The following is an 831-nucleotide window of genomic DNA, read 5'->3' as shown; positions in this document are numbered from 1 at the left end:
AGATCAACCGTGAGCACACGGTCGATGCCGACTACGGTAAGCATGTCAGCAACGACTTTCGCGCTGATAGCCACACGTGCGGAACGCGGACGGCGATCCTGACGGGCATAACCAAAATAAGGAATAACAGCAGTGATACGAGTAGCCGAGGAGCGGCGGAAGGCATCAGCCATCACGACCAGTTCCATCAGGTTATCGTTGGTCGGGGCGCAAGTCGGCTGAATAATGAAAACGTCTTTACCGCGAACGTTTTCATTGATCTCGGCAGTAATTTCGCCGTCGGAAAACTTGCCGACAGAGATGTCACCGAGAGGGATATGCAGCTGACGTACAACACGCCGAGCCAGATCGGGGTTAGCGTTCCCCGTAAAGACCATCATCTTGGACACGCGCAGTACCTAGAGGCTGAGGGTAACCTGGATGAGTATAGAAAATGGCAGGGGCGGCTGGATTCGAACCAACGCATGGCAGGATCAAAACCTGCTGCCTTACCGCTTGGCGACGCCCCTGTATCTGTTGCTTCAAGTGCCTGGCACTTGATTCCTTTTAGAGCAGACTTTGCAGCTTGCGATGCAACATCGAAACGTTGCTTCCTTTTGCTACAAACCCTGTAAGGGTCTCTGTAAGAAGGGCCGAGACTTTATCAGCTTCAGCTTTGCTTGGGAAGCCCCCAAACACACAACTTCCAGTTCCGGTGAGTTTTGCTTCGGTAAATTTACCTAACAAATCCAATGCGTTACGTACCTCTGGATAACGCCTTGCAACCACCGGCAAGCAGTCATTTCGACTGTTTCCCTCGGGAACGGGGCGCACTTTTAATGGGCGGCGTGT

At 52.6% G+C, this 831-nt stretch carries 1 protein-coding gene, 1 tRNA gene and 1 pseudogene; all 3 read right to left on the bottom strand.

The features are described from left to right. A partial coding sequence (gene prs, locus HT737_RS30355) for a ribose-phosphate diphosphokinase (RefSeq protein ID WP_182404668.1) occupies nt 1-389 on the bottom strand: 389 nt, incomplete at its 3' end. A gap of 45 nt (nt 390-434) precedes the next feature. Further along, a tRNA-Gln gene (locus tag HT737_RS30350) sits at nt 435-509 on the bottom strand. A gap of 37 nt (nt 510-546) precedes the next feature. After that, a pseudogene (locus HT737_RS30345) lies at nt 547-831 on the bottom strand (4-(cytidine 5'-diphospho)-2-C-methyl-D-erythritol kinase); the annotation flags it as partial.

Source organism: Pseudomonas sp. MD195_PC81_125, from assembly GCF_014060985.1.
Taxonomy (GTDB): Bacteria; Pseudomonadota; Gammaproteobacteria; order Pseudomonadales; family Pseudomonadaceae; genus Aquipseudomonas; species Aquipseudomonas parakoreensis.
This window is presented reverse-complemented; position numbering and strand designations above follow the sequence as displayed.